Here is an 18,671-nt window from a genome sequence, read left to right as displayed (position 1 = left end):
ATTCAGGACGATGAACCCGTGTCTTGCGGCGGCGGGATGCGCACTTGCCGGATCGGCAGCCCTGTCGGTGCATTCGCGGCGCGCACCACACGATCTGCAGGGATCGCGATCGGTTGCCCGGAGGCGTCCAGGAATTCGTAGTCGGGCGAATACATCAGGATCGGTTCGATCGCCTGCCCGTCGTCGGTGGCCTGATAGTGGCGCACATAGCCTTCCGGCAGCGGATAGTCGTCGGGAACGGCCAGGCCGACCAAGGGCGGACTGGTGCCGGGTGGGTTGAACGCGCCAAGACCGGTGCGGATACCGGCCTTGTGCAGGCCTTCGATGACTTCGCCCATGCTGGGTACAGGCGTGCCAGGCACGATCACTGAGGCCAGGTCATCCGATGCCGGCCGGGCTTGCATGCGGCGAGCGCTCACTGGCTGGCGCGTCATAGTCGTGGTGCCCGAAGCTTGGCTGTGTCCATCGGCATGAGTTTGTGCACGCGCGGGTTCACGCAACGCGAAATAGCCGATGCCGCCCACGCAGGCCAGCAGCAGGAGCGCTGCCAGCCCGCGTTGCTTGCGACTCGCGCCTGCGCCGTCCGTAGCGGACGGCGTGGCGGGACGCTTGCCGGGCGCCTGTTCGCTCATGTCACTTGCGGCGTGCCTTCGCCGGGCTACTCGGCGAGTACAGCGACAGCAACCAGCCCATGCGCTCGTGGCCGTACAGGTTCCAGATCGGGTTCTTGCCGCCGCTGAAGCTGGTGTAGCGCGGCGCGCCGGAACTGGTGGTGCCGCCGAACAGGCCCGCGGTCACCGTGCTGCCCTGGTAGGTCGGGTGCACGTCGTCGGACTGGATGTAGTCGGCGCTGCTGCTGGACGAAATGAAGTGCGTGTTGGCATCGCGCAGCGTGCCCTTCAGCGTACCGGTGATGCGCGCCACGTAGCTGGCTTCGCTCTCGCCGGCGATGTATTTCAACGCCTGCGAATCGATCTGGCCGTCACCGTTGCTGTCGTAGTCCGCGCCCATGTACTCGGCGAAGTTGTCCACGCACTGGAAGCCCTTCTGCCGCGCGTACTCGCACATCCAGTAGTTCATGCGGGTGATCGCCGGCAGGAACTTGTCGCGCAGGTTGACCTTGGCGCCGGTGGTGGGATCGTTGCAGGAACTCTGCACGTTGTCGGCGTTGTAGCCGGGGTAGTACAGGTTGGCGATGATCTTGACCTTGGTGCCGCTGTACGCGTTGGCGTTGATGTAGTCCATCGCCGCCGCCACGTAGGTCTTGCAGTTGGCCTCGGCGGTGGCCATCACGTTGTAGTTGCAGGTGCCGGTTTGGCCCTTGAAGCTGGAACGGGCCTGCAGGCCGTCGTTGCCGCACATCTCGAAGGTCACCACACGGGTGTTGCTGGACTGCATGTACGAGCGTTCGGCCACGATCTTGTTGTTGTACACGTCCGAGGCCACCGCGCCGGACTTGGTGCGGCGCACGCTTTCAATGTCCGCGCCCCACAAAGCGGAGAGGTATTCGGCATCCACGGTCGGCGCCGAGTACTTGGCGGCGCTGAGCGTGGAGCCGTTGTAGCCGGCGTAGATCGAATCGCCATAGGCGACCACGCGGTACTTGGCGGTGGTGCCGGAGCGGTCGATGGTCCACGACACGTTCTGGTTCAAGGTGTTGGCCATGGCGGGCGCGCACAGCAGCGCCAGCGCCAGGCCCGCGCACAGCGGACGAGCGGTCTTGCAGATACGTACGAACATGATCTGCCCCCAAAGGAGTGGTGTGTGTTGTCGGTGACGCAGGCAAGAGACCTGCGCGATGCGTAGCGACTGCCAACTGCGATGGGGAACCGGCAGCCAGCCTCCCCGAGCCCTCCCCGCTGCCGAACCGTACGCTAGCGTCTTGTTTGGGCGCGGTCATCTTGCGGCGCAGCACGTTCGATAGCGCGGCATGGACGTCTATCGCGAGCGCAGGCGGCCGGCGATCAGGTGATCCAGGCTGGCCTTGCCGGGGCCGGCCATCAGAAGCCAGAACAACACCGCGACATAGAGGACTTCATCCAGCTCGACGAACTCGTTGAAGGTGGAGATCGTCGGCAGCACGACCACTGCCAAGGCCACCAGCATGTTGACGATCATCGGGATGGTGATAAGCCGCGTACCCAGGCCGAGGATCAGGAGCGCGCCGCCGATCAGGTCTACGCCGCCGGACAGGGTTGCACTCAGCGTCGGGAACGGGATGCCCCATTCGACGAAACGTGCGGAAAAGAATTCCAGGTTGTGCAACTTGGCCCAGCCGGTTTCCAGCCAGAACCAGCCGAACACCAGTCGCAGCAGCAGCGGGCCTAGCCATTCAAAGCGGGACAGGATGTCGAGTGCCGTGTTGCCAAGGCGAACGGGTGCGGATTGCATGGTGGGCTCCGGATCAGTGGTGGGGTTCAAGCTGCCGCCAGTAGGCCGTCGGCCAGCCAACGCTTGAGCAGGCTGGCGGCGCGGAGGGCGCCGTCGTCGTCTTCCGTTTGCAGTCGTTCGCACAGGCGAGCGAACGGTTCGCCGGATGCAACGGCATGCAGTGCGTCCGTTTCCCTTGCATCGAGCTGGCGCCAGTGCACGTCGCCATCGGCCCGCCACAGCAGCCAGTGCGATGGCGCGGCGTCGAGCAGTTCCGGCAAGACGAGTTCCTGCGCATGTGTTTCGACCAGCTCGGCGGCATTGCAGGACAATGCCAGCAAGCGTGCCGTGGGGTGCAGTCGCAGGCGTAGCCCGGGCCAGTCCTCCGCTGGCAAGAACACGATCTGCTCGATGCCGAGCAGCGGCGCATCCGCGCCATCGAACACTTCGCCCTGCAACCATTCGAAGCGGGCGAGTTGGTGGAGCGTATGCGGCAGTTCGCACCGCGCGTGCAGCCAGTCCGGGAAGGCATGGCCGAAGTGGCGCGCCGACGGCTGCGTGGACGGATGCGCATGCAGGTAATCCACGCACAGCGCATCGAATGCGTCGTCGCCGAGTACGGCCTTCGTGACCGGGAAATCGTTGCCGAGCACTTCCAGCAGGCGCAGCCGGTAGGCATCGGCATAGATGCGCAGGCGTTGCGCAACATCTTGGCCATCGACGCGCATGCCGATGGCGGCGTCGCCCTGCAGCAGCCAGCGCTGCATCGCGTCCTGGGTGGTGATGAGCGCGTTCACGCCGCCAGCTCCAATCGCGTTTCGGCGGCGATGCGGCGGGCGATACCGAGTTCGTCCAGCAGTTCCTGCAGCGGCGGGATGTGGTCGTCGCGCTCTATCATGGCCGGCACCTCACCGAAGCGGCGCAGCGCCTGCGCATACAGCGCCCATACCTCGGCACAGACCGGCGCGTCGTGGGTGTCGATCAGCAGACCGGAGCCGAGCGCATCGATGCCGTGCCCGGCCAGGTGCAGTTGTTTCACCGCATGCGCCGGCAGGGCATCGAGATACGCCAGCGCATTGATGCCGTGGTTGTGCGCGTTGACGTACACATTGTTGACGTCGAGCAGGAGGCCGCAGCCGGTTTCGGCGACCAGCGCTGACAGGAACCCGGCTTCGTCCATGGTGTCGTTGGCGAAGCGCAGGTAACTGGATACGTTCTCCAGCACCAGTTGCGTGCCGAGCGCATCCTGCACCTGGTGCACGCGCGCAGCGACGTGGCGCAGGCTGTCCTGGTCGTATGCCAGCGGCAGCAGGTCGTGCAGCTGCACGTCGTTGTGGCGGGTCCAGCACAGGTGATCGGAAATCAATGCGGGGCGCACCCGTTTGGCGAGTGTTGCCAGCGCGTGCAGGTAGTTGCGGTCAAGCGGATCGCTGCCGCCGATGTTCAGCGCCACGCCATGCATGGCCAGCGGCCAGCGTTCGGCGATCTGGTCGAGCATTGCCAGCGGACGGCCGCCTTCGATCAGGTAGTTCTCGCTGACGATCTCGAGCCAGTCCACCACGCTTGCGTCGGCGGACAACAGGGCGTCGTACTGCTGTGGGCGCAGGCCCAGGCCGAAGCCGTGCAGGGTGCGGTTCATGTGGTCGTGTCTGCCGTTGGGCGTGGCGCCCGTCGCGGGGACGGGCGCACGCGCTGGAGATCAGGCCTTCTTGGCTTCGGTCTTGGCCGGCTTCGGCAGCTCGAACTTGCCGCCTGCGACCTTGCAATCCTTGGCGGAGGCCACGGTGAAGCCCTGGCCCTTGCAGGCGTTTTGCCCCTTGCAGGCATTGGCGGCGCTCTTGCACGCGCCATGGCCCTTGCAGGCGTTGCTGCCCACGCAGTGGCCCATCTGCGCCTTGCCGGTGGTGCCGGCATGGGCGAGGGGTGCGCCGGCGAACAGCGCGGCGGCGGCGATGGCCAACGACAGGCCGGAAACGGTGGTGGTCTTGACGTTCATGCTGCAATCCTCGGTTCGGGAGTGGGTTCGGGACGCCGCGTTGGGAAGGAGTGCGGCGCCGGTGTATTTCATGCCGATGCCATCGGCCGCGATATCCCCGCGAGTCCGGCGGATATGCCCGCGCGTCCGCCCGCGGCAAAGCGTTCAGCCGTGGCGGACGCTTGCGCATGAAACGGCGGACACTCGGTCATGGCCGATCCCGCAAGGCTGGCCTAGGATGCGAGGCATGGAGACCGCAGCCATCGGCACGAACCTGGACATCGATCGCGACAGCGTGCTCGAGACCGTGCTGGGCGCGTATCGCATGCGCGTGGAAATCACCGCCGACGTGCGCTACTGCGGCACCTGGTACGATCAGGAGCCAGCCACGCGCTACGGCCAGTTCCACCTGCTCACCGAGGGCGAATGCTGGGTCAGCGGGGTCGCGATGGAAACGCCGGTGCAGTTGCGTCGTGGCGACCTGATCGTGTTCCCGTCCGGGGTGAGGCACTTGCTGTCATCGTGCGAGGATGCGCATTTGCCCACGGCGGACGAGATCGAGCCAGACGACACCGCGATGCTGTGTGGCGAACTGGAATTCATTACCGGCACCAGCAACCCGATCTTCAGCGCGCTACCGGCGCATTTCGTGGTGCATGCAAACGACAGCAGCGATGGCTTCCGCCAGCTCGCGACGATGCTCATTGAAACCAGCCGCGACCGCCGCTGGGGCCGCCAGCTGGTGCAGAACAAGCTGGCCGACTCGCTGTTCACCATGGCGGTATGCGAATACGTGCGCCGCGCCGAACGTCCGCGTGGCCTGCTTGCGGCATTGACCGATGCGCGCTTGTCGCGCGCGTTGGCGGCGGTGCACGAACGCCCGGGCGAGGACTGGACGATCCAGTCGATGGCGCAGCAGGCGAACATGTCGCGCACCACGTTCGCAGAACTGTTCACCACCACCGTCGGCACGCCGCCGATCCAGTACCTCGCGCATTGGCGCGCGACCGAGGCGCGGCGCTTGCTCAAGAATCGTCGGTTCTCGGTGGCGGCGGTCGCGGACATGCTGGGCTACCGCAGCGAGGCCGCGTTCCGCCGTTTCTTCAAACGTGTCGAGGGCATCGGCCCCGGGCAAGCCCGCAGTCGGGACAGCGACGCGGACGATTGAGCCCGCACGCGCCGTGCAAACGCCGCGTCCGCCGGCATGGTTAGACTGCGCACTGGCCCGCATCCATCGTCGTCCATGACCAACTTGCTCGAAACCATCGAACACGAAACCGGCCCGCAGCCGCAATGGAGCGTGCTGTGGCTGCATGGCCTGGGCGCCGACGGCAACGACTTCGCCCCCATCGTCCCCGAACTCGTGCGTCGCGACTGGCCGGCGATCCGCTTCGTGTTCCCGCATGCGCCGGTGCGTGGGGTGACGATCAATGGCGGTGCGCGCATGCGTGCCTGGTACGACATCCGCGACTTCGACCTAGCCAATCGGGCCGACCACGAGGGCGTGGCCGAATCCGTGGCGCAAGTGGAAGCCCTGATTGCGCGCGAAGCGGATCGCGGCATCGCCCCGAATCGCGTGCTGCTGGCCGGTTTCTCGCAAGGCGGGGCGGTCACCCTGGCTGCCGGCATCGCCCGCACGCAGCCACTGGCCGGTCTGATCGCGCTGTCGACGTATTTACCGATGACGCTGGCGCAGGCACAGGACGCCTTGAAACCAGGAGCCACATCGCAACCCGTGTTCATGGCGCATGGCCAGTTCGACCCGGTGGTGCCGCTGATGGGCGGCGAAATGAGCGCGACAGCGCTGAAGCAACTGGGGTTCGATGTGGAATGGCATCGCTACCCGATGCAGCACGCGGTCAGCGCCGAGGAGATCCGCGATCTCGGCGGCTGGATGTCGGCGCGGTTTGCAGCCGACTGATGCCTGCGCGACGATGCCCATGACCGCACACAGACTGGATACGCGATGAAAGTGGTCATCGCCGACGATGAGCCTTTGGCGCGCGAACGCCTGCGCGCGCTGCTGGCGGTCGAACCCGGCGTGGAAGTCGTCGCCGAAGCCAGCGATGGCCATGCCGCCTTGCACGCCTGCGCCGAACACCACCCGGACATGGTGCTGCTGGATATCTCGATGCCCGGCATCGATGGCCTCGAAACCGCGCGCCACCTGGCTGCGTTCGAGCCGCGCCCGGCCGTGGTGTTCTGCACCGCCTACGACGCGCACGCGCTGTCCGCGTTCGAGGCGCAGGCGATCGACTACCTGGTCAAGCCGGTGCGCCCGGAACGCTTGTCCGCCGCACTGGAGCGCGTGCGCACCTTCGCTGCCGGGCGCGCGCAGCACGGGGAGCACGAAGGCGGGCGGAAGCGCACCCACCTGTGCGCACGCCTGCGCGGCAGCCTGCGGTTGATCCCGGTCGATGACATCCGTTACCTGCAGGCGGAAGAGAAGTACGTGGTGGTCCACCATGCGCGCGGCGAGGATCTCATCGAGGAATCGCTGAAGTCGCTGGAAACCGAGTTCGCCGAACGCTTCGTGCGCATCCATCGCAATTGCCTGGTGGCGCGCAACGAGATCATCGAGTTGCGCCGCGGCGGCGACGGCCATACCCAGGCCGTGCTGCGCCACGGTGCGCATCCGCTGGAAGTCAGCCGGCGCTGCGTGGCGCAGTTGCGGGATACGCTGCGCCACCTCTGACGCGCGTAGCGGCGATAATGCGCGCATGACCACGCTGCGCATCGCCACCCGCAAGAGCCCGCTCGCCCTGTGGCAGAGCGAACACGTCGCCGACCGCTTGCGCGCTGCGCATCCCGGCCTGATCGTCGAACTGGTGCCGATGAGCACGCGGGGTGACGAGGTGCTGGATCGTTCCCTGGCGGCGATCGGCGGCAAGGGCCTGTTCCTCAAGGAGCTGGAACTGGCGATGCAGCGCGGTGAGGCGGATTGCGCGGTGCATTCGCTGAAGGACGTGCCGATGCAGTTGGAGCCGGGCTTCACCCTGCCGGCGATCCTGGCCCGCGCCGATCATGCCGATGCCTTCGTCAGCAACCGTTACGACCATATCGACGCATTGCCGCTCGGCGCGCGCGTGGGCACGTCCTCGCTGCGCCGGCAGGCGCAGTTGCGCGCGCTGCGGCCGGACCTGGAGTTGCTCGACCTGCGCGGCAACGTCAACACGCGGCTGGCGAAACTGGATGCCGGCGACTACGACGCCATCGTGCTGGCCTGTGCCGGCCTGCAGCGGCTCGGCTTCGACGACCGCATCCGTGCACGGCTGGATGCGCCGCAGTGGCTGCCGGCACCGGCGCAGGGCGCCATCGCCATCGAATGCCGCGACGACGATGCTGCAGTGATCGCGCTCTGCAGCGCACTGGACGATGCGCAGACGCGCACCTGCGTGGGCGCGGAGCGGGCGATGAACCTGGCCCTGCACGGCAGCTGCCATGTGCCGGTGGCGGCCTATGCGCACCTTGATGGCGAGGATCTTTCGCTGGCGGGACTGGTCGGTTCCGCGGTCGATGGCCGCAGCGTGCGCGCACAGGCGCAGGCCCGCGCCGATGCGCCGGAAGCATTGGGGTTGATGGTGGCGGAGTTGCTGCTGGCGCAGGGCGCGCGCGCGCTGATCGACGAGACCGACCCGGCCTAGCCGTTCCAGTTCAGAACACGTAGCGCAGGTTCAACTTCGCGTCAGTCTGGTTGCGGCCGGTGACTTCGCTGTCGCGGCGCATCTCGATGCCGGTGTCCAGGGTCAATGCCGGCTGCAGCTGGAATTTCAGTTGCAGGCTGTTGCGCAGAAAAGTGCCGCGCTGGCCGGTTTCGATGCGGGTGGTCTGCGAGAGTTTGGTGCGCTCGCCCAGCGCCTGCTTCCATTCCACCTGCCCGCGCACAATCGGGCCGGTGCCGGCGATGCCATCATCGGCATATCCCTGCAGGCGATAGCCGGTATCGATTGCCAGCGCCAGGCTGGCGTATTCGGACTTCACCGCCTGCATGCCGTACTGCAGTCCGACTCGGGCATTGCTGCCCTTCGCCTTCATCCAGTCTTTGCGCGGTTGCATCGCCACCTTCAGGCGACCGCCCGCGCCGGGCAGGTTCTCGCCGTCGATGCGCAATTGGCCGGCAGGGATTGCCGGCATCGCCCCGACCTGCCATTCGCCGCTGACGCATCGCGCTGCCAGGCATTTCGGCGGATCGGCCAGGCGCTGCACCACGACCGGGTCGAACACGGTCACGGGCGCAATATCGATGGCGGATGCCGGCACGGAAAAGGCCAGCCACAGCAACGGCAGCATGGGCGATTGAGGAAACGGCGGTGTGGTTATTTTACCCGGCTATTTCAGTAGTACAACGTGACCAGGTGCCTGGCTTGGGCAAAGAACAGCCAGCGTTCAACAAACGCGCCAGCCAGCGCCGCGCCAGCCGCAACCGGCACCACCCAGGCCGATCCCGGCTGTGCCCAGGCCAGCCACAGGCACGACAGCGGCAGCAGCGCGAACAACAGCACCGAGGCGATCCGCAGCACGCGCGCGTGTTTGCGGGCGACCACGAAGGCCATTTCGCGGGTGATGTAGTTGGCTTCGGTATGCGGGCGCTCGAAGACGCTGGCCTTGCGCGTGGGCAGGCCGATCGCATCGCCGCGCGTTTGCGGCAGCGTCATGCGGTCGATGTCGCGCCAGTAGACGAGCTTCAGGATCAGCAGCGCGATGGCGATGATGGCCAATACGAACGGCATGCTGCCGTCGAAACCGCCTGCGTCGAAGCCGGCGACCAGCAACATCGGCAGGCCGCCGGTCAGCAGCGCGAACAACACATATCCCGGCACGGTCAGGCGATGCCGCCAGGCCGGGATCGGCTTCAGCGAGGCGTAGATCATCGCGGTGCAGGCCACGGTCGCCAGGCTCAGCAAGGCCAGCATCGCGGCGACGAGGCGTATTTCGATACCGAGGCCATTGGCTTCGACGTTCGACAACAGCAGCAGCAAGACAAACGCCGGCACGAAGCACGCCACCGCCAGCACGCCTTCGCGCGACAGCCAGGACGTGCGCCATTGCGAGAACGCCCGCCACGCACGCAGCGGCTTGCCGAGGTGTCCGAACGAGGCGAACAAGCCGATCGCCGCAGCGATGCCGGCAAAGATCAGCAACCAACTCCAGCCAAGCACCTGGAAGTTCTGCGGCGGCGCGCCCAAGGCGATGCGCAGGCCCAACCACGCCCACAGACCGAAGCCGGTGCCGGACAGGGTGGTGAAGAAGATGACGGAGAAGGCGGGATGCATCGTTACTCGACCACCACCGCGGTGCCGGAGCAGGACACCATCAGCATCGAACCGCCGTCCTGGATCTGGATGGTTTCGTAATCGAGGTCGACGCCGACCACGGCGTTCGCGCCGCGCTCGCGGGCGGCGGCGATCATGTCTTCCAGCGCCTCGGTCTTGGCCGCGCGCAGCACTTTCTCGTAGCTGCCGGAACGGCCGCCGACCAGGTCGCGCAGGCCGGCGAACATGTCGCGGAACATGTTGGCGCCGAGGATGGCGTCGCCACCGACAAGGCCCTTGTAGTCGACGATGCGGCGGCCTTCGAAGCCGGGCGTGGTGGTGACGAGGATCTCGTTGTCCTTGGCCATGTGGTGTCCTTAGCGTTTGAGGATGCGGTTGAGCCACCGCGATGCGAGATTGCCGGGCGCGTCCGTTGCGGGCGCATCGTTCGCATCGCCGGTGCGGCGCGGACGCGGTGGCAGGTAGCGATTGGTCGGCGCGTAGCCGAGTTCCGGCATCAGCGCCACGCCGCCGCGATCCGCCACCAGCAGCGAGACTTTCGACTGCGGATCGGCCAGATCGCCGAAGTGTCGCGCCTTGGTCGGGCAGGCCTGCACGCAGGCCGGCTGGCGGTCGGCTTCGTCGAGCTTGTCGTTGTAGATGCGATCCACGCACAGCGTGCATTTCTTCATCACGCCTTCGACGTCGCTGTACTCGCGCGCACCGTAGGGGCAGGCCCAGCTGCACAGCTTGCAGCCGATGCACTTGTCCTCGTCGACCAGCACGATGCCGTCTTCCGCGCGCTTGTAACTTGCGCCGGTGGGACACACGGTCACGCAGGCCGGGGTTTCGCAATGCAGGCAGCTGCGCGGGAAGTGCAGGGTCTGTGCCGGCTGCTTGCTTGCCGCGGCGGCTTCCAGTTCATAGCTGTGCACGCGGTTGAACCACACGCCCTGCGGATCCTTGCCGTAGGGGCGCTCGTCGGTCAGCGGCCCGGCGATGCCGCCTGCATTCCATTCCTTGCAACTGGTCGCGCAGGCATGGCAGCCCACGCAGGTGTCCAGGTCGATGACCAGGCCGAGTTTTTTCTTCGATGGCGGCGGCAGCGATGTCATGCGGGTTTCTTGCGTTGCACGGCCTCGGGGATCGCATCGACACGACGCATTTCGGCGTCGAGCGTGTCGGGATCGCGGGCATACGCCAGCGCGAGTTCCGTTGCATCGTTGCCCCAGAACAGTTCATCGCGAACTTTCAAGGTCGGCACGCCGAACAGGCCAAGTGCCATCGCTTCCTCACCGTTGGCCAACAATTCGCGTTTAACGTCGTCGCGGGCGATGGCTGCGGCTGGGTCGTCGATGCCGAGTGCGCGCGCAACATCGGCCAGCGCTTCGATGCTGTCGGCGGCCCGGCCGTGTTCCCAGATGTGAGCGAAGATCGCATCGATCGCCGCGATCCGGTCCGGCGCGGCCAGGCACAGGCGCAGCGCGGGAAGCGGGTTGAACGGATGGGCGGGCGGGAAATGCAGCGGAATACCGGCCTGCCGCGCTTGCCACAGCACGATGCGGTAGGTATGGCGGCGCTTCTGCGGGATCTCCGCCGGGCCCAGCTGGCCGACGTGGTTGAGGATCGCGGCGAACAGCAGCGGCTTCGGGTTCAACGCCACTTCGGGGTGCTCACGTCGCAACCGTCGCCACTGCAGGTAGGCGAATGGCGAGATGAAATCGAAAAACCAATCGAGCGCTGCGGCATTCATCGCGTCGTTTCCTTGTTTCTGCGGCGGGACGTGCTCTCTCGAAGCTGGGCGCCATAACGCAGGGGGCGCTCGTCCGCGGGCTTGAAGTGCAGTGGCGCGAATTGCGGCGCGCTTTCATTTGCTTGCGCGTCCGACTTGCGGATCGACACGCGCAGGTCGAACCACGCCGCCTGCCCGGTGACCGGGTCGGCATTGGCGTAATCGCCCTTCGGCGTCACGTCGGAAATCAGGTGGTTGAGCAGGAAGCCTTTCTCGCCTTCCGGCGCATTTTTCGCCAGCCGCCATGCGCCCTTGCGCTTGCCGATCGCGTTCCAGGTCCACACCGTGTCCGGTTGCACGTTGGCGGCGAACTTCGCCTGCGCGGTGATCGTGCCGTGGTGCGAGGTCACCTCGATCCAGTCTTCGTCGGCGATGCCGTATTGCGGGCCGGTATCCGGATGCAGGTACAGATAATTGCGCGCGGTGATCTGCCGCAGCCACGCGTTCTGGCTGCCCCACGAGTGATACATGAACATCGGTCGCTGGGTCACCGCATTGAGCGGGAAGGTCGTGCGCGAGGTCTGGTCGTGCTCGAACGGTTCGTACCAGATCGGCATCGGATCGAAATAGGTCGCGACGCGCTCGCGATGTTCGGCAGGCGGCTGCATTGCGCCATGGCCCTGCGCGGCCAGCCGGAATTTCTGCAGCGTTTCCGAATACAGTTGCAGCACGATGGGTTGGTCGTTCGGCACGAAGCCGAAGCGTTGCGCCCATTGCAGGTAATCGCGGTTGGCCATCTTGAAGTAGCGCGCGGATTCCGGAATCTCTTCGCGCCAGAAGCCGCCGTTGTCGATGTAGCGCTGCAATTGTTCGGGGTTCGGTGCGCCCTTGCCGTGCGCATCGCCATGTTCGCCGCGCCAGCCGGCCAGCAGGCCCACACCGGGGGCGCGCTCGTGGCGGACGATGTAGTCGGCATAGTCGCGGTACTTCGGCGAGCCATCCTCGTTGACCAGCCCCGGCAGGCCCAGCCGTGTGCCGAGTTCGATCAATACCGACTGGAAGCCGCGCACGTCGCGCGCTTCGCCATCCTCGTCGAGCTGCGTTTGCGGATCGAACAGCGGATGGCGGATCGCATCGCTGGCGCCATCGGCATCGCTGATCGGACGATCCAGCATCGAGATCGCGTCGAAGCGTTCCAGGTACGTCGTGTCCGGCAGCACAAGATCGGCATATGCCACCATTTCCGAGGCATAGGCATCGGAATAGATGATGCGCGGGATGCGGTATTCGCCGGCGTCGTCCTTGTCGGTCAGCCATTGCATGGTCTGCCCGGTATTCATCGCCGAGTTCCAGCTCATATTGGCCATGAACATCAGCAGGGTATCGATCTTGTACGGATCGCCGGCCCAGGCATTGCGGATGACCGTATGCATCATCCCGTGCGCGGACAGCGGATAGGCCCAGGAATACGCGTGGTCGATGCGGCGCGGCTGGCCCTGCGCATCGACGACCAGGTCTTCCGGTCCGTGCACGAAACCCAGCGGCGCAGCATCCAGTACGCTATCGGCCTTGCGCGTCTTGCCGGGGCGATTCGCGGGCGGAATCGGCTTCGGGAATGGCGGTTGGTAGCGGAAGCTGCCCGGCGCGTCTACCGCGCCCAGCAGCAGCTGCAGCAGGTGCAAGGCACGACAGGTGTGGAAGCCGTTGCTGTGCGCGCTGATCCCGCGCATCGCGTGCATCGCCACCGGGCGGCCTTCCATCGAAGCGTGTTCGCGGCCCCATGAATCCGTCCACGCGATCGGCAGCGACAGTTTGGAATCGAAGGCCGCTTCGGTGAGTTCGCGGGCGATGCGGCGGATGGTATCGGCGGGAATGCCGCAACGTTCGCTGACGGCATCCGGCGAATATTGCGGATCCAGGTAGCGGTCGGCGATCAGCTGGAACACCGGCCGCGTCTTGCGGCCATCGGCCAACACGTACTCGCCGACCACGGCGGGTGCGATGCCGATGGCGTTCGCATCCGTCGCGGCATTCGTGTCCGTGTTCCAGCACAGCGCGTTGCCATCGGCATCGCGGGCGAACAGGCCATCGTCGGCACCGCCGGGATGGTCGATCACCAGCCAGTGCGCATTGGCGTAGCGGACGAGGTAATCGAGATCGATGCGATCCATCCGCAGCAATTCGTGTGCCAGCGCGAACGCGAACAGGCCGTCGGTGCCGGGGCGGATGCCGATCCATTCGTCTGCGATCGCGCCATAGCCACTGCGCACCGGATTCACCGCCACGATCTTGGCGCCGTGCGCCTTCAATTTGCCGAGGCCAAGCTTGATCGGGTTGCTGTCGTGGTCTTCGGCCACGCCCCACAGCATCAGGTACCTGGTGTGCTCCCAGTCGGGCTCACCGAATTCCCAGAAGCTGCCGCCGACCGAATACAGGCCGCCAGCGGCCATGTTCACCGAGCAGAAACCGCCGTGCGCGGCATAGTTCACCGTGCCGAACTGCTGCGCCCACCAGCCGGTCAGCGCCTGGCTCTGGTCGCGGCCGGTGAAGAACGCGAATTCATCCGGATTGCGTTCGCGTATCGGCGCAAGCCAGGACGTGGCAATCTCGAGCGCTTCGTCCCATTCGATCTCGCGGAACTCGCCTGCGCCGCGTTCGCCCACCCGCAGCAACGGCTTGCGCAGCCGCGCCGGCGAGTAGTGCTGCATGATCCCGCTGGCGCCCTTCGCGCACAGCACGCCCTGGTTGACCGGATGCTCGCGGTTGCCCTGGATGTAACGAATCTTGCCGTCTTGCAGCCAGACCTTGATGCCGCAGCGGCAGGCGCACATGTAGCAAGTGGTGGTCTTGGCATCGTCGCCGGGCGATGGCGAGAGGTTGAGCGCGGGTTCGGCCATTCGCGCATTGTGCCGCGCCGCGCACGCTGCCGCATAATCTGCGGATGGATCGCTACGAACGCATCATCGCCCTGCACCGCGTGCTGCAGGCTTCGCGCCGCCCGGTCACCGTGGCCCGCCTGCAGGACGAACTGGGCTGCTCGCGCGCCACCGTCTACCGCGACCTGGCCTTCCTGCGCGATGGCCTGATGGCGCCGCTGATCGGCGATGGCGAGTCCGGCTTCAGCTACGACAAGGCCGAAGCCGAGCGCTTCGAGTTGCCCGGGCTGTGGCTGAATTCCGAAGAGCTGCATGCCTTGCTCGCCGCGCAGCAGCTGTTGTCGAAGAGCAGCGGCGGCATGTTGTCCTCCGCGTTGGCACCGTTGCAGTCGCGGGTGGAAAAACTGCTGGATGCGCATTCCGGCGGCAAGACCTGGCCGGTGGAGCGGGTGCGGGTGATCCCGCATCGCGGCCGGCGCATGGATGAGCACGCGTTCCGCATCGTCGCCTCCAGCGTGTTGGAGCGGCGCAAGATTGCGTTCGATTATCGAGCGCGTTCCACCGACGAGAAGACGCGGCGCACGGTGTCCCCGCAACGGCTGACCCACTATCGCGACAACTGGTATCTGGATGCATGGGACGAGGAGAAGCAAGGCCTGCGCAGCTTCTCCATCGACCGCATTTCCGGCGCGCGCTTCGCCGATGGCGTGGCCCGCGACGTGGGCGAGGACGACCTCAATACCCACCTTGCCGGCAGCTACGGCATCTTTTCGGGCGCGCCGAAGGGCTGGGCGACGATCCTGTTCAGCGCCAAGGCCGCGCGCTGGGTGGCCGACGAGCATTGGCATTCGCAGCAGCAGGGTCGGTTCCTGCCGGACGGGCGCTACGAACTGAAGATCCCGTATTCGGTGCCGCGCGAACTGTTGATGGACGTACTGCATTACGGCGGCGATGCGGAGATCGTCGAGCCCAAGACCCTGCGCGAGCAGATGCGGGCGATGCTGCAGCTCGCCATCTCCAACTACGACTGAGATGGCTGCGGCAGACGCACCGAAGATCATGGGTGGGGAGCCGGTCGCGCTGGTCTTGGGCGCGGGTGGTGCGCGCGGGTTGGCGCAGATCGGCGTGATCGAGGCATTGCAGGCGCGCGGCATGAACATCGTCGCGATTGCCGGCGCATCCAGCGGCGCGCTGGTCGGTGGCGCCTGCGCTGCCGGCAAGCTGGTCGAACTGCGCGAGTGGATGCTGGGCACCAGCCGCACCGCGATGCTGCGCCTGCTCGACCCCGGCTTCGGCCGCCCCGCGTTGTTCACCGGCGACAGGCTGGTGCGCACGCTGCGCGAGGTGCTGGGCGAGCCGCGCATCGAAGACCTGCCGATCGATTTCACCGCAGTGGCGGTGGACCTGGTGCGCCAGCGCGAGGTCTGGCTGCGTCGCGGCGACCTGTGGGACGCGGTGCGCGCCTCGTTCGCGATTCCCGGCGTGTTCACCCCGTTCAAGCTGCATGGCCGCGAACTGGTCGATGGCGGGCTGCTGGCGCCCTTGCCGATCACCGCCACCCGGTTGTCGGACGCGCACCGGCTGATCGCGGTGGACATGCACGGCTGGCCGCAGGTGCCGGTGGGCGCTCCCGCCAACGTGGACGCGGACGATGCGGGCGAAAGCACGCCGGGTGTCGTCGGTCGCTGGATCGGGCGTCATTTCGGTGACGATGCCGATGGTGACGGCAAGCCCGACCACCGTTTCGGCCTGACCGAAGTGATGGCGCGCGCGCTGGACACGATGCAGGCGCAGATCGCGTGCGTGCACATGGCGCTTGACCCGCCGGAACTGGTGGTTCACATCCCGCGGGATGCCTGCCAGTTCTACGAATTCTGGCGCGGCCGCGAGCTGATCGAGATCGGCCGGCGCGAGGCCGACAAGGCGCTGGACGCCGCTGGCTACTGAGCGTCGCAGCCGGTGAGAAGGAAGCGTCGCAGTCTGGACGCCACCCAACCGGAGCGCCGCCATGACCCGCGAACAGCTTGATGCCACCCTCCGTCACGCCGTGATCCTCGGCACCGTGGCTGTGTTGCTGATTCCCGCCGCCCGCGGCAGCAGCGAATGGCTGGGCTGGCTGCCGTTGTGGCTGGTCGGCATGCCGCTGGCGGCCTGGTGGAGCTTGCGTGGTTTCCCGCTGCCGCAGGTGGCGATGCAGGTGCCGCGGCGGCGGCGGCCGCAAGCCCGTCGGCAGCGTGCGCAACGGGCCAGGGCGTCGTTGCCGGTGGCCCGCCGGGCCTGAGCCAATGGCACATTGGCCGGGCGGGGGGCTGTGCTAGCGTTTCGGGTTCACGTGAACCACCGGAGCCTCCATGTCCCAGTTCTCCAATGCCTGCCTGATCGCCGGCCTCGCTATCGCTGGCGGCGCGTCCGCGCAGACGCCAGCCAACGATGATCCCTACGCCTGGCTGGAAGATGTGCAAGGCGAGAAATCGCTGGAGTGGGTGAAGGCACGCAACGCCAAGGCCGAGGCGGAAATCGCCGGCACGCCCGCGTTCAAGACGCTGGAGGCCGACATCCGCACGATCCTGGATTCGGACGCCAAGATCCCCGGCGTCGAGAAGATCGGCGAGTACTACTACAACTTCTGGAAGGACAAGCAGCACGAGCGCGGCCTGTGGCGGCGCACCACACTGGCCGAATACCGCAAGCCGAATCCGCAGTGGGAGACCGTGCTCGACCTGGATGCGCTGAACAAGGCCGAAGACGCGAAGTGGGTCTGGCACGGCGCCGACTGTCTCCGGCCCGCCTATGAGCGCTGCCTGATCGCGCTGTCGCCCGGCGGCTCCGATGCCGATGTCACCCGCGAATTCGACCTCACGACGAAGCAGTTCGTGCAGGACGGCTTCTTCCGTCCTGAAGCCAAGGGCGGGCTGGGCTGGATCGACAAGGACACGGTCTACGTCTTCACCGACTTCGGCCCGGGCACGCTGACAAGCTCCGGCTATCCGAACATCGTCAAGCAGTGGAAGCGCGGCACGCCGATGAGCAGCGCGACCAAGGTGTACGAAGGCAAGCCGGGCGACATGTACATCTCGGCCGGGCACGACAGCACGCCGGGTTACGAGCGCGACTTCGTCAGCCGCACCATCGCGTTCTGGAACAACGAGTTGTTCCTGCGTGGCAAGGACAACAGCCTGAGCAAGATCGATGCACCCAACAGCGCCGAGAAGGGTGTGCACAAGGACTGGCTGTTGCTGGAACTGCGCGATCCCTACGAGGCCGGTGGCAAGACCTACGCGCCGGGTTCGCTGATCGCGATCAATTTCAACGACTTCATGGCCGGCAAGCGCGATTTCGACGTGCTGTTCGAACCCACCGACAAATCGTCATTGGCCGGCTACACGTGGACGAAGGATCACCTGGTCCTCAACGTGATGGAAGACGTCAAGAACCGCCTGTCCGTGCTGACGCCGGGCAAGGATGGTTGGGCGAAGACGGCCTTCGTCGGCGCGCCGACCATCGGCACCGTTGGTGTCGGTGCGGTGGATGCCGATGACAGCAATGCGGTGTGGCTCACGGCGACCGACTTCCTCACCCCGACCACGCTGGCCATCGCCGAGATTGGCCAGCAGCCGGAAATCGTCAAATCCAACCCGGTGTTCTTCGACGGCAGCAAGGACGTGATGGAGCAGCACTTCGCCACCTCCAAGGACGGCACCAAGGCGCCGTACTTCCTGGTGCGCCCGAAGGACCTGAAGTTCGATGGCAAGGCGCCGACCCTGCTGTACGGCTACGGTGGCTTCACCGTGTCGATGACGCCGTCCTATTCCGGCAGCATCGGCAAGGCGTGGCTGGAGAAGGGCGGCGTGTATGCGCTGGCCAACATCCGCGGCGGCGGCGAATACGGCCCGCGCTGGCACCAGGCCGCGCTCAAGGCCAACCGCCACAAGGCCTATGAAGACTTCGCCGCGATCGCCGACGACCTGGTGGCGCGCAAGATCACCTCGCCGCAGCATCTGGGCACCATGGGCGGCAGCAACGGCGGCCTGCTGATGGGCAATATGCTCACCCAGTACCCGGAGAAGTTCGGCGCGATCGTGGTGCAGGTGCCGCTGCTGGACATGAAGCGTTACAGCCACTTGCTGGCCGGTGCTTCGTGGATGGCCGAATACGGCGATCCCGACACGGCGGACTGGAGCTTCATCCAGACCTTCAGCCCGTACCACCTGTTCGATGCATCGAGGGATTACCCGGCCACCTTGTTCACCACCTCGACCAAGGACGACCGCGTGCACCCGGCGCATGCGCGCAAGATGATGGCGAAGATGGAGGCCGCGGGTAAGGACGTGCGCTACTACGAGAACATCGAAGGCGGCCACGGTGGCGCGGCGAACAATGCGCAGTCCGCGCACATGAACGCGCTGTCCTACACCTTCCTCTGGCAGCAACTGACGAAGTAATTCGGCCCACGGAGCGCCGACGTC

General features: G+C 66.2%; 20 protein-coding genes. 8 read left to right on the top strand and 12 right to left on the bottom strand.

Annotated elements, in window-relative coordinates; translation table 11 throughout:
• Positions 1 to 2: 2 nt before the first annotated feature.
• The 6 genes from G7079_RS13315 to G7079_RS00245 form a co-directional block, all read right to left on the bottom strand.
• On the bottom strand, positions 3 to 632 hold the full coding sequence (locus G7079_RS13315; protein ID WP_206203218.1) for a hypothetical protein: 630 nt from the start codon (positions 630 to 632) through the stop codon (positions 3 to 5).
• A 1-nt stretch (position 633) separates the two neighbouring features.
• The gene (locus G7079_RS00265; RefSeq protein WP_206203217.1) at positions 634 to 1,740 is read right to left on the bottom strand and encodes an SGNH/GDSL hydrolase family protein; all 1,107 of its coding nucleotides are present in this window, start codon (positions 1,738 to 1,740) and stop codon (positions 634 to 636) included.
• Positions 1,741 to 1,938: 198 nt separating this feature from the next.
• Positions 1,939 to 2,391: a DoxX family protein gene (locus G7079_RS00260; protein ID WP_166054444.1), complete on the bottom strand. Its 453-nt coding sequence runs from the start codon at positions 2,389 to 2,391 to the stop codon at positions 1,939 to 1,941.
• Between the two features lie 26 nt (positions 2,392 to 2,417).
• Entirely contained in the window at positions 2,418 to 3,167 is a 750-nt protein-coding gene (locus G7079_RS00255) for a putative DNA-binding domain-containing protein (RefSeq protein WP_166054441.1), read from the bottom strand.
• Positions 3,164 to 4,009, bottom strand: a complete 846-nt coding sequence (locus G7079_RS00250) for a DUF692 domain-containing protein (protein WP_166054440.1) — start codon at positions 4,007 to 4,009, stop codon at positions 3,164 to 3,166. Before G7079_RS00250 ends, G7079_RS00255 begins: the two co-directional genes overlap by 4 nt.
• Before the next feature lie 60 nt (positions 4,010 to 4,069).
• Entirely contained in the window at positions 4,070 to 4,366 is a 297-nt protein-coding gene (locus G7079_RS00245) for a hypothetical protein (protein ID WP_166054438.1), read from the bottom strand.
• A gap of 226 nt (positions 4,367 to 4,592) precedes the next feature.
• On the opposite strand from G7079_RS00245, the gene G7079_RS00240 reads away from it, so the two are divergent.
• From G7079_RS00240 to hemC, 4 genes are all read left to right on the top strand, one after another.
• Entirely contained in the window at positions 4,593 to 5,513 is a 921-nt protein-coding gene (locus tag G7079_RS00240; RefSeq protein WP_166054436.1) for an AraC family transcriptional regulator, read from the top strand.
• A 75-nt stretch (positions 5,514 to 5,588) separates the two neighbouring features.
• Complete coding sequence (locus G7079_RS00235) at positions 5,589 to 6,266, top strand: alpha/beta hydrolase (protein WP_166054434.1); 678 nt, start codon at positions 5,589 to 5,591, stop codon at positions 6,264 to 6,266.
• Between the two features lie 45 nt (positions 6,267 to 6,311).
• A complete protein-coding gene (locus tag G7079_RS00230) occupies positions 6,312 to 7,040 on the top strand; it encodes a LytTR family DNA-binding domain-containing protein (RefSeq protein WP_166054432.1) in 729 nt (242 codons plus the stop codon).
• A gap of 25 nt (positions 7,041 to 7,065) precedes the next feature.
• The gene (hemC, locus tag G7079_RS00225) at positions 7,066 to 7,989 is read left to right on the top strand and encodes a hydroxymethylbilane synthase (protein WP_166054430.1); all 924 of its coding nucleotides are present in this window, start codon (positions 7,066 to 7,068) and stop codon (positions 7,987 to 7,989) included.
• Positions 7,990 to 7,999: 10 nt separating this feature from the next.
• On the opposite strand, the gene G7079_RS00220 is transcribed toward hemC, so the two are convergent.
• From G7079_RS00220 to G7079_RS00195, 6 genes are read right to left on the bottom strand one after another with little or no spacing between them, the layout of a single operon-like run.
• On the bottom strand, positions 8,000 to 8,635 hold the full coding sequence (locus G7079_RS00220; protein WP_166054428.1) for a DUF481 domain-containing protein: 636 nt from the start codon (positions 8,633 to 8,635) through the stop codon (positions 8,000 to 8,002).
• A 44-nt stretch (positions 8,636 to 8,679) separates the two neighbouring features.
• Positions 8,680 to 9,618, bottom strand: a complete 939-nt coding sequence (locus tag G7079_RS00215; RefSeq protein WP_166054426.1) for a DmsC/YnfH family molybdoenzyme membrane anchor subunit — start codon at positions 9,616 to 9,618, stop codon at positions 8,680 to 8,682.
• A 2-nt stretch (positions 9,619 to 9,620) separates the two neighbouring features.
• A complete protein-coding gene (locus tag G7079_RS00210; RefSeq protein ID WP_206203216.1) occupies positions 9,621 to 9,965 on the bottom strand; it encodes a heavy metal-binding domain-containing protein in 345 nt (114 codons plus the stop codon).
• A 9-nt stretch (positions 9,966 to 9,974) separates the two neighbouring features.
• The gene (locus G7079_RS00205; RefSeq protein ID WP_166054424.1) at positions 9,975 to 10,712 is read right to left on the bottom strand and encodes a 4Fe-4S dicluster domain-containing protein; all 738 of its coding nucleotides are present in this window, start codon (positions 10,710 to 10,712) and stop codon (positions 9,975 to 9,977) included.
• Positions 10,709 to 11,350 carry a 2-hydroxychromene-2-carboxylate isomerase gene (locus G7079_RS00200; protein ID WP_166054422.1) on the bottom strand — a complete coding sequence of 214 codons (642 nt, stop codon included), beginning with the start codon at positions 11,348 to 11,350 and terminating at the stop codon, positions 10,709 to 10,711. Before G7079_RS00200 ends, G7079_RS00205 begins: the two co-directional genes overlap by 4 nt.
• Positions 11,347 to 14,226, bottom strand: a complete 2,880-nt coding sequence (locus tag G7079_RS00195) for a molybdopterin oxidoreductase family protein (protein WP_166054420.1) — start codon at positions 14,224 to 14,226, stop codon at positions 11,347 to 11,349. The genes G7079_RS00200 and G7079_RS00195 overlap by 4 nt, the downstream gene beginning before the upstream one ends.
• A 44-nt stretch (positions 14,227 to 14,270) precedes the next feature.
• Between G7079_RS00195 and G7079_RS00190 the strand changes: the two genes are divergently transcribed.
• The 4 genes from G7079_RS00190 to G7079_RS00175 all read left to right on the top strand — a co-directional run bounded on the left by G7079_RS00190 (position 14,271) and on the right by G7079_RS00175 (position 18,647).
• On the top strand, positions 14,271 to 15,236 hold the full coding sequence (locus G7079_RS00190) for a YafY family protein (RefSeq protein WP_166054418.1): 966 nt from the start codon (positions 14,271 to 14,273) through the stop codon (positions 15,234 to 15,236).
• Position 15,237: 1 nt separating this feature from the next.
• A complete protein-coding gene (locus G7079_RS00185) occupies positions 15,238 to 16,152 on the top strand; it encodes a patatin-like phospholipase family protein (RefSeq protein WP_166054416.1) in 915 nt (304 codons plus the stop codon).
• A gap of 61 nt (positions 16,153 to 16,213) precedes the next feature.
• A complete protein-coding gene (locus tag G7079_RS00180; protein ID WP_166054414.1) occupies positions 16,214 to 16,486 on the top strand; it encodes a hypothetical protein in 273 nt (90 codons plus the stop codon).
• A gap of 70 nt (positions 16,487 to 16,556) precedes the next feature.
• Positions 16,557 to 18,647 carry a prolyl oligopeptidase family serine peptidase gene (locus G7079_RS00175; protein ID WP_166054413.1) on the top strand — a complete coding sequence of 697 codons (2,091 nt, stop codon included), beginning with the start codon at positions 16,557 to 16,559 and terminating at the stop codon, positions 18,645 to 18,647.
• Positions 18,648 to 18,671 lie beyond the last annotated feature (24 nt).

The sequence above is a fragment of the Thermomonas sp. HDW16 genome (assembly GCF_011302915.1).
GTDB lineage: Bacteria > Pseudomonadota > Gammaproteobacteria > Xanthomonadales > Xanthomonadaceae > Thermomonas.
This window is presented reverse-complemented; position numbering and strand designations above follow the sequence as displayed.

What these genes read in the sequence shown, in the direction of transcription:
- G7079_RS13315 (WP_206203218.1), bottom strand. Translation starts at nt 632, where the DNA reads ATGAGCGAACAGGCGCCCGGCAAGCGTCCCGCCACGCCGTCCGCTACG.
- G7079_RS00265 (WP_206203217.1), bottom strand. Translation starts at nt 1,740, where the DNA reads ATGTTCGTACGTATCTGCAAGACCGCTCGTCCGCTGTGCGCGGGCCTG.
- G7079_RS00260 (WP_166054444.1), bottom strand. Translation starts at nt 2,391, where the DNA reads ATGCAATCCGCACCCGTTCGCCTTGGCAACACGGCACTCGACATCCTG.
- G7079_RS00250 (WP_166054440.1), bottom strand. Translation starts at nt 4,009, where the DNA reads ATGAACCGCACCCTGCACGGCTTCGGCCTGGGCCTGCGCCCACAGCAG.
- G7079_RS00245 (WP_166054438.1), bottom strand. Translation starts at nt 4,366, where the DNA reads ATGAACGTCAAGACCACCACCGTTTCCGGCCTGTCGTTGGCCATCGCC.
- G7079_RS00240 (WP_166054436.1), top strand. Translation starts at nt 4,593, where the DNA reads ATGGAGACCGCAGCCATCGGCACGAACCTGGACATCGATCGCGACAGC.
- G7079_RS00235 (WP_166054434.1), top strand. Translation starts at nt 5,589, where the DNA reads ATGACCAACTTGCTCGAAACCATCGAACACGAAACCGGCCCGCAGCCG.
- G7079_RS00230 (WP_166054432.1), top strand. Translation starts at nt 6,312, where the DNA reads ATGAAAGTGGTCATCGCCGACGATGAGCCTTTGGCGCGCGAACGCCTG.
- hemC (WP_166054430.1), top strand. Translation starts at nt 7,066, where the DNA reads ATGACCACGCTGCGCATCGCCACCCGCAAGAGCCCGCTCGCCCTGTGG.
- G7079_RS00220 (WP_166054428.1), bottom strand. Translation starts at nt 8,635, where the DNA reads ATGCTGCCGTTGCTGTGGCTGGCCTTTTCCGTGCCGGCATCCGCCATC.
- G7079_RS00215 (WP_166054426.1), bottom strand. Translation starts at nt 9,618, where the DNA reads ATGCATCCCGCCTTCTCCGTCATCTTCTTCACCACCCTGTCCGGCACC.
- G7079_RS00210 (WP_206203216.1), bottom strand. Translation starts at nt 9,965, where the DNA reads ATGGCCAAGGACAACGAGATCCTCGTCACCACCACGCCCGGCTTCGAA.
- G7079_RS00205 (WP_166054424.1), bottom strand. Translation starts at nt 10,712, where the DNA reads ATGACATCGCTGCCGCCGCCATCGAAGAAAAAACTCGGCCTGGTCATC.
- G7079_RS00200 (WP_166054422.1), bottom strand. Translation starts at nt 11,350, where the DNA reads ATGAATGCCGCAGCGCTCGATTGGTTTTTCGATTTCATCTCGCCATTC.
- G7079_RS00195 (WP_166054420.1), bottom strand. Translation starts at nt 14,226, where the DNA reads ATGGCCGAACCCGCGCTCAACCTCTCGCCATCGCCCGGCGACGATGCC.
- G7079_RS00190 (WP_166054418.1), top strand. Translation starts at nt 14,271, where the DNA reads ATGGATCGCTACGAACGCATCATCGCCCTGCACCGCGTGCTGCAGGCT.
- G7079_RS00185 (WP_166054416.1), top strand. Translation starts at nt 15,238, where the DNA reads ATGGCTGCGGCAGACGCACCGAAGATCATGGGTGGGGAGCCGGTCGCG.
- G7079_RS00180 (WP_166054414.1), top strand. Translation starts at nt 16,214, where the DNA reads ATGACCCGCGAACAGCTTGATGCCACCCTCCGTCACGCCGTGATCCTC.
- G7079_RS00175 (WP_166054413.1), top strand. Translation starts at nt 16,557, where the DNA reads ATGTCCCAGTTCTCCAATGCCTGCCTGATCGCCGGCCTCGCTATCGCT.